The following is a 7,582-nucleotide window of genomic DNA, read 5'->3' as shown; positions in this document are numbered from 1 at the left end:
GATCGGCATCAGTTGCTTGCTGAAACGATCGCCCGTTTCGAACAGACCGAGTCGGCGGTCGTCTTCCCGACCGGATTCGCCGCCTGTTCAGGCACGGTGTCGGCGGTTTGCAGACAGGGCGACTTGATCCTTAGCGACGAATTAAACCATGCGTCGCTGATCGACGGTTGCCGGTTGTCCAAAGCCGAACGACACGTTTACCCCCACCGGGACGTCGATGCGGTCGCCCGGTTACTGGCCGAGCACCGCAGTGCGTATCGCCGCGTTTGGATCGTGACCGACTCGGTGTTCAGCATGGATGGACACGTCGCGCCGCTCGGCGAACTGTGCGAGGTGGCCGCCGGGTACGACGCGACCCTGATCGTTGACGAGGCGCACGGGACCGGCATTTTGGGCGACCATGTTTCGGGGGCGTGCGAAGCCTTGGGAGTGAAAGATGGCGTTCCGATTCGAATCGGAACCCTCAGCAAAGCGCTCGGCGGCCAGGGCGGGTTCGTCGCCTGCCCCCACGTCGTTGCCGACTATCTGGTCAACCACTGTCGTCCGTTGATCTACAGCACCGCGTTGTCGATGCCAGCGGTCGAGTCGGCGCTGGCGGCGTTGGCGCATCCCGAGGAGATGCGTCGCCGCCGTGATCGGGTGTGTGCGCTGGCCCGAAACGTTCGCGCGCAGCTGGGGCTTGAATGCCCGGCGATCGAATCCGGGATACCGATCGTTCCGATTCCGATCGGAACGGACGCCGATGCCGTTGCGGCGTCGCAGCGGTTGTATGAACTGGGGATGTTTGTGCCGGCGATTCGACCGCCGACGGTCCCCGAAGGCCAGGCACGACTGCGTCTATCGCTCTCAGCCGACCACAGCGACGAAATGGTGCGTCGTCTGATCGAGGGTTTGCCGTCTTTCTGATTGACGGACACTTTTCACAGTTTTGCTTGACTCTGTCGCGGAGTGACCAACCCTTCACCAGAACACTCCGGTGCTTTCGCTGTCGTCAACGGCGATCTCTCGGAGCGTTCTTCCCGCGGTAGGTCCATCTCGCCATGGAGCTATCGAGAGAGGCGTGCGGCCGGAAATCGGCGCTCGCGAACAGGCAAGCCGGCCGTGAGGCCGTGCACGCAAAGTGACGGATCTCGATAGAGATGGCCGCATTACCGAACGAACCAACCCCACGCCTTTGCCTGCGACCGACCGTTGCCGGCATGCCGGAGTCAATTGATGACTGCAACGAAACCGACCGCCGGTATCGCCGCCCGCCGCGGCGCCTCTTCCACCCAGTCGGATCAAACGATCTTGGTCGCCGACGATAGTCGCACCGTCTTGCGACTGCTCGATCGAACCCTTCGCGACGCCGGCTACAACGTCGCCTTGACCGAAGACGGCCGCCAAGCGGTGGAAGTGGCGACGGAAACCAAACCCGACTTGATCATCCTGGACATCAACATGCCGGTGCTGGACGGCTATGGCGTCTGCCACGAGTTGCTCGCCGATGAAACCTGGGACCGCTCGACGCCCGTGATCTTTCTGACCAGCGCCGATGCTCCCCACCTGGAAACACTCGGCAGCCAACTGGGCGCGTTCCTGTCCAAACCGACCGAGCCCGACTTGCTGCTCGAGACCGTCCAAACGCTGCTGCGGCGCACCGTCTGACAGCGATCCGGTGATCCGATCTGACTCAACTTGTCTCCTTGTACCCGTGCGTTCGCCATGCCCCAAAACCCGCAATTCACAACCGATGACGATCTCGATCTGAGCCTGGAAACGCTCGATCAGTGGGAAACCGAGTTGGACCAGTTCGCCGCCGGGATCATGAAACGTTTGTCACAGGCGAGCGGAAAAACGATCGACGTCAGTGGCCTGATCCCCCAGTCCCAACTGGCTGCGGCACCACTGGCTGCGGCAACACTCGCTGCGGCAACACAGGCCGATCCGGTCGACACGGACGACGAGAGCGAGGCGATGCAACTGCTGAAGTCCTTGCGTGAAATGACCCAATAACCCGATTCATTCTCAGCCCCAAGTAGTTTCGATGGAAAGCGTGATTTCCCATCAATCGAGAATCGCCAACCTGAGCGACAAACACTGCATCTTCCGATCCGGCGACGTGATGTTTTCGGTCCCGGCGACGACGGTGCGTGAAGTGACGATCATGCCGACGATCGTTCCGGTTCCGCTGAGCCATCCTTCGTTGGCGGGGATCGGGAATCTGCGTAGCGAATTCCTGCCGGTGATCGATCTGGAACCGCTGATCGGAAACCAGGCTCGGCTATCGGCCGACAGCGGACAGCTGTTGGTGATGCAATGCCCGCTCGGATCGTGGGCCATCGCGATCGACAAAGTGGTCGCGATCGACGGCATCGAAACCCACATCGATGCCGGGCAACGCAATGAAAACACCATGTCGGTCTTGATGGGCACGGCAACCTATGACGGAAAAGTCATCAGCGTTTTGGACGTCAACGGGTTGCAGCGAATCGCACAACAAACACTGGAGGACCAATGGCATGGTTCCCAGTGTGTCTTTCCTTCTACCGTCTCAACCCCAACGTCCGCGTCAAAGTGGAACGCCGTATGAAAACCAACATCACATTCTTGGCCACGCACTCGTTGGTCGCGGTCGTCGCGACGGCTGCTGCGATGGCCGGATCATCCCTGTCGAGCGGTTCCCAGTGGGTCGTTGTCCTGATCGCCGCGATGACCGCCGCCGGCGTCGCGTCACTGCTGTTGACGCACAAGGTCGGTCACGGGATCCGGCAATTGAAAACGATGCTGGTCGAACGACAGCAGACGATCGTCTCCAGCGGGATTCGCGAGCTCGACGAACTCGGCTCCACCGTCCTGCAGACCTCGCAACGCTACGACGAAATCGAAGTCGCCAGTCGGCAGAATGCACGCGAACTGCAATCCATGCTGTCCCGACTTTCCCGACGCGACGGGTATGACTCGGCCGACATGAGTGAGTTTAAAAACGTACTCGGTGGCGTCGGCCGATCACTCAGCGAGCTGATGGCACAAGTCGAAAAAGACGTCGTGGAGATCGGCAGATGCAACGCCGACGTTCACAGCGGCAAACAATCCGAAGCGACCTACCGAACCACCGCCTTGTTGCAAAACCTGACCAACGGCATCGAACGGATTTCCGATCGCTGTGCCCAACTACAGCAACAAATCGGGTCGGCCGAAAAAGCGGTCGCCAAAGCGATCGAAAAAACCAATGTGCTGACCGAAGGGGTGCATCGCATCCGCAGCTGCAGCGAAACGAGCAAGAAGAAACTGCGATCACTCGGAGATCCGACGCGCCAGATCGGTAACATCGTTGGCACGATCACCGACATCGCCGCCCGCACGGAAATGCTGGCCCTGAACGCCTCGATCGAATCGATCCGTGCCGGCGAACACGGCCGTGGCTTTGCCGTGGTGGCCGACGAAGTGAGAAAACTGGCCGAGCAGACGGCCCACTCCGCCCGCGAGATCGGTGTGCTCGCCGAATCCTTGGAAATGCAGACCACCGATTCGCTCTCCGTGCTCAGCCGAGAACAAAACGAAGTCGAATCCGACATCGCCGTCGTCGAAGCCATCCGCGACACGCTGAACGAACTTTCGCAAGTCACCGCGGCCGGCATGTTCGTCGTCTCGGATCTTTCACAACAGGGCGACCAACAACAGAACCTGGTTCAAGGACTCGCCGGAGGCATCGACTCAATCGCAAGTGCTCATCAGGCCGATCGCAAACGCGCCGACCATGCCTCCTGGGCGATCAAGTCGCTGGCCAAAACGGCCATCGACCTCGATTCCAATATCCATCGGCTCCGAGGTTGCACCAACCCGAATCTGGATCTCAACCCCGGCGAACGACGACAGTTGCTCGAATTGGCCAATCAAACCCGCGCCGACGCGACGCCCGACGCCGCCAGCCGTCACGAAAACGTCCGCGTTGCAGAGGAAGTCAAATGAGCACCCAAGACGCTTCCTCGGGCGCGTTCACCGAACATCTGTTTTCGTGTGAACCCGGTCCCACCGGTGCATCCGGCGCCCCCGGTGCCGCGGAATCAGACGCAACGCGTCGCATGGCCGACTTTGCCAACGCCGTCGAGCTGCTCCATGAGCTGACCCACGCCGGTCTGGAAGACGTCGATGCGTGCTTGCAGGACACCGTCGAGAAATTGGGCGAACTGGCCGATACCGTCGATCGCTCCCTCTCGGATTTCAACGATGACGATCCCGATGTTCTGAACCTGGTCGACTTTGTCGTCGAAAGCTGTAACTCAGTCCGCAACGTGGCGCTCGGTGAACACGCCGACGAGATGGACCAGGAGCAATTGGAATTGCTCAAGGAAGCGATCGAACTGAGACTCGACTCGTGCGATGCGTCGGGCGAGTTTGTCAACGATGACGAATCGGCTTGCGACAGCGAAAGTGATTGGGACGGCGCCGATGCAAACGCCACTCCTGAGTCCGACGTGATTGCGCCCAGTCAAGCTGAAATCGCAGCCTTGCTGAGCAGCCTGAGTGCCCAGACTCGGGGAATCGCCCCGGAAGACGGTGCTTGGCAAGACGCCCAGGCGACGAAACCCGATTTCGATTCCGACCAACCGGAACAGCCGACCGACCCAACAACCCACTCGCCCGCGGCGGCGACGGCACCCGATGCGATCAAAGTCGGCGGCAGCCCGATCGCCATGCCCGCGGTCGACGAAATCGACATCGACGACGAACTGCGTGAAGCCTTCATGGACGATGCGACCCGCGGATTGGAATCGATGGAGCAAGCGCTGCTTGACCTGGAATCCGGCCCCGGCGACGACGGCCCCGTGAAAACCATCAGCCGCGAACTTCACACCATCAAGGGAGCGTCGGCCAGCATCGGCATGTCCAACTTGGCCGACTACATCCACGAAGTCGAAGAGCTGATTCGCCAGACACAAGACGCCGGGCAAGCGGTCACCCCCGAACTGTTGCTGCCGCATGTGGATCTGATTCGCGCTCGTGTCGATGGCGACGAAACGGACCCGGTCGATTCGTCTTACGCGCCCGACGATAGCTCCACCGCACCCCAACCCGGCGCGGAACCTTCCGCCGTGGCTTCAACCGTCCCGTCGTCCACCGCTCAGCCGACAGGATCCGCTCAACCCGCGGCGCGGTCGCCGAAGAAGAACACGCTTTCGGACAGTCACGGTGACGACGAAACCGTGCGGGTCAAAGCATCACAGCTGAACCGGCTGATGGACATGCTGAGTGAACTGGTGATGCTGAGAAATCAGCGCGACACCGAAATCTCAGAGCTGAAGGGGATTCACGACGAGCTGATCCACAGCGTCACCCGCATTCGGATGCTCAGCCACGAAGGCGAAGCCCTGTTGGCCGGTGACAGCCTTGCCAATCCCGTTCTGGCCGAAGACGGCGTGTCCTTTTCCCACCTCAATGAAGTCGCCAATGACGTGCTGGAATCGGCCCAGCGATTGCGTGACTGTTATCGCCCCGTCGCCGACGGGAACCAAGCGGTCTCTCAATTCATCCGCAACTTTCGACTGGAACTGGTTCAGCTGCGAAGGATGCCGGTTTCCGGACTGTTCCGCAGACTGCATCGCGCGATCAGCGACGCGGCACGGACCGAACACAAACAGGTGCGTGTGGAGTTGGTCGGAGAGAACACCGGGATCGAGCGGTCGCTGCAGGAGCGGATTTTTGAACCGTTGCTGCACATCGTTCGCAATTCTGTCAGCCATGGAATCGAGCCAGCCGAAGAGCGTGTCGCCGCGGGCAAAACACCGCAAGGCATCGTCAGACTTCACGCCCACTCGGGGCCGGACCTGTTGGTCATCGAAGTCAGTGATGACGGCCGCGGTTTGGACTTCGATGCGATTCGCAGACGGGGTATCGAGCGGGGTTTGATCGATGGCGACAAATCGGTCAGCCATGCCGAACTGTCCCGCCTGATTTTCAATCCCGGGTTTTCAACACGTGAATCGGCCAACCAACTCTCCGGACGCGGTGTCGGCATGGATGTCGTTGCGTCGACGCTGGAACGGATGCGGGGCTGGGTCGAAGTCGAATCGGAACACGGTTCGGGATCGACGATCCGGTTGTCATTGCCGCTGCCTTCGATGATTCAGCACGCGATGGTGTTCCGCAGCGGCGGTCAGCTGTTCGCCTTGCCGGCTCAATCGGTCCGCCGCACCGGTGAATTTGACCCCAGCTACTCACCGATTGATCTGAACGAAATCCTGTCCTTGCGGCATCACGATCCGGCTGCCCAGAGTGACCATTCACGTCGCGCCATCATCGAACTCGCCAGCGGGTCGGCAACCGTCGATGGCGAATCGGGCGGTGACTTTGCGTTGCTGGTCGACCGCGTCCTCGGACCCGAGGAAGTCGTCGTTCGACCGATGCCGCCGATGCTGAAGTCACACCCGTTGTGCATCGGAGCGACCCTTTCGGGGATGGGCGAAGTGGTGCTGCTGTTGGACCCACGTGGACTGGCCGAGGCGTCCAAGGGTGCCCGTCAAGTCGTTCAACCCCTGCCCTCGGAAGAACGGGCCTGCGGCAAGGAACTGCCCAAGGTGCTCGTCGTCGATGATTCAAAAAGTGCCAGGCTTCGCGTGACGCGGGCACTGGCCAAGTATCCGGTCACCGTTGTCCAAGTCGAAGACGGACAGGCTGCGATCGAAATGCTTTCCAAAGAAACCTTCGCCACCGTTTTCAGCGACATCGACATGCCGCGGATGAGCGGTTTGGAGTTGCTGCAAACGATCAAGGGTGAACCTCGAATGGCATCAATCCCTGTCGTCGTGATCAGCAGCCGCAGTCTCGAAACGGCTGGCAAGCAGGCCCGACTACTGGGCGCCGTTGAATACATCCAAAAACCACTCACGCCCGAACGACTCGACGCTGTCGTCGCCCCACTCGATTGGGCCAAACCTTACCCGGACCACCTTTAGATCGTTCGCCCGCGGCTCGTTGCCCCATACCAAGCCCCTTTTCAAATCACTTTCGTTTCCCGTCACAGAGGAATCAGTTTCATGGCCGAAAAAAAAGTCCTGGTCATTGATGACAGTGCGACCATCCGTAAGTTGGTCGACACACACCTAAGCCCGGCCGGTTACGCCGTCACCCTCGCCCCCACGGCTGAGGACGGCTTGCAGCTGGCCGAGGAGATCCGGCCCGATCTGATTCTGTTGGACCACCAACTGCCGGGAACGACAGGCTTTGAAGTCTGCCAACAACTGGCCGCGTCCTCGACGCTGAAAATGATCCCCGTCGTGGTCAGCTCGACGCTGCGAAAGAAAGCGTACGTGGAGTACGCCGACCTGGACAACGTGGTCGACATGTTGCCCAAACCCTACACCGAAAACCTGCTCCGCACGACCGTCGAAAACGCGATCGAAACCGCGACGATGATTGTCGAATCCCAGACCAAGGGATCGGCGGTGCCGGAGATCATCGGAGAAACGTCCGAGCCCGATCTGGCCGGCCGCTTCGCCGTGTTCGGCATTCGCGAGGTCGTCGATTTCCTCAACAACGGCCACAAGCAAGGCGTGCTCGAGATCGAAGCCGAACGTCTGCGGTTGTGGATCTACCTGGATCG

General features: G+C 60.4%; 7 protein-coding genes and 1 riboswitch. All 7 genes read left to right on the top strand.

Annotated features, from left to right (window positions below):
- Window positions 1–906, top strand: a 906-nt coding sequence (locus ABX749_RS14835; RefSeq protein ID WP_372896657.1) for an aminotransferase class I/II-fold pyridoxal phosphate-dependent enzyme, incomplete at its 5' end; no start/stop codon positions are given.
- A gap of 173 nt (window positions 907–1,079) precedes the next feature.
- Window positions 1,080–1,156, top strand: a riboswitch (cyclic di-GMP riboswitch).
- A 59-nt stretch (window positions 1,157–1,215) separates the two neighbouring features.
- Window positions 1,216–1,647 carry a PleD family two-component system response regulator gene (locus ABX749_RS14830; protein WP_145221106.1) on the top strand — a complete coding sequence of 144 codons (432 nt, stop codon included), beginning with the start codon at window positions 1,216–1,218 and terminating at the stop codon, window positions 1,645–1,647.
- 57 nt (window positions 1,648–1,704) lie between these two features.
- Complete coding sequence (locus ABX749_RS14825; RefSeq protein WP_372896656.1) at window positions 1,705–1,995, top strand: hypothetical protein; 291 nt, start codon at window positions 1,705–1,707, stop codon at window positions 1,993–1,995.
- 40 nt (window positions 1,996–2,035) lie between these two features.
- Window positions 2,036–2,572 carry a chemotaxis protein CheW gene (locus ABX749_RS14820; protein WP_372896655.1) on the top strand — a complete coding sequence of 179 codons (537 nt, stop codon included), beginning with the start codon at window positions 2,036–2,038 and terminating at the stop codon, window positions 2,570–2,572.
- Complete coding sequence (locus tag ABX749_RS14815; RefSeq protein WP_372896654.1) at window positions 2,569–3,951, top strand: methyl-accepting chemotaxis protein; 1,383 nt, start codon at window positions 2,569–2,571, stop codon at window positions 3,949–3,951. Before ABX749_RS14820 ends, ABX749_RS14815 begins: the two co-directional genes overlap by 4 nt.
- A complete protein-coding gene (locus ABX749_RS14810) occupies window positions 3,948–6,935 on the top strand; it encodes a response regulator (RefSeq protein WP_372896653.1) in 2,988 nt (995 codons plus the stop codon). Before ABX749_RS14815 ends, ABX749_RS14810 begins: the two co-directional genes overlap by 4 nt.
- 81 nt (window positions 6,936–7,016) lie before the next feature.
- Window positions 7,017–7,582, top strand: a 566-nt coding sequence (locus tag ABX749_RS14805; protein ID WP_372896652.1) for a response regulator, incomplete at its 3' end; no start/stop codon positions are given.

The organism is Stieleria sp. (assembly GCF_041595215.1).
GTDB lineage: Bacteria > Planctomycetota > Planctomycetia > Pirellulales > Pirellulaceae > Stieleria > Stieleria magnilauensis.
The sequence above is the reverse complement of the archived record's forward strand: the minus strand, read 5'-3'. Positions and strand labels throughout refer to the sequence as shown.

Bases quoted from the DNA above. Each gene is read 5' to 3' on its own strand.
- ABX749_RS14830 (WP_145221106.1), top strand. From the start codon at position 1,216: ATGACTGCAACGAAACCGACCGCCGGTATCGCCGCCCGCCGCGGCGCC.
- ABX749_RS14825 (WP_372896656.1), top strand. From the start codon at position 1,705: ATGCCCCAAAACCCGCAATTCACAACCGATGACGATCTCGATCTGAGC.
- ABX749_RS14815 (WP_372896654.1), top strand. From the start codon at position 2,569: ATGAAAACCAACATCACATTCTTGGCCACGCACTCGTTGGTCGCGGTC.
- ABX749_RS14810 (WP_372896653.1), top strand. From the start codon at position 3,948: ATGAGCACCCAAGACGCTTCCTCGGGCGCGTTCACCGAACATCTGTTT.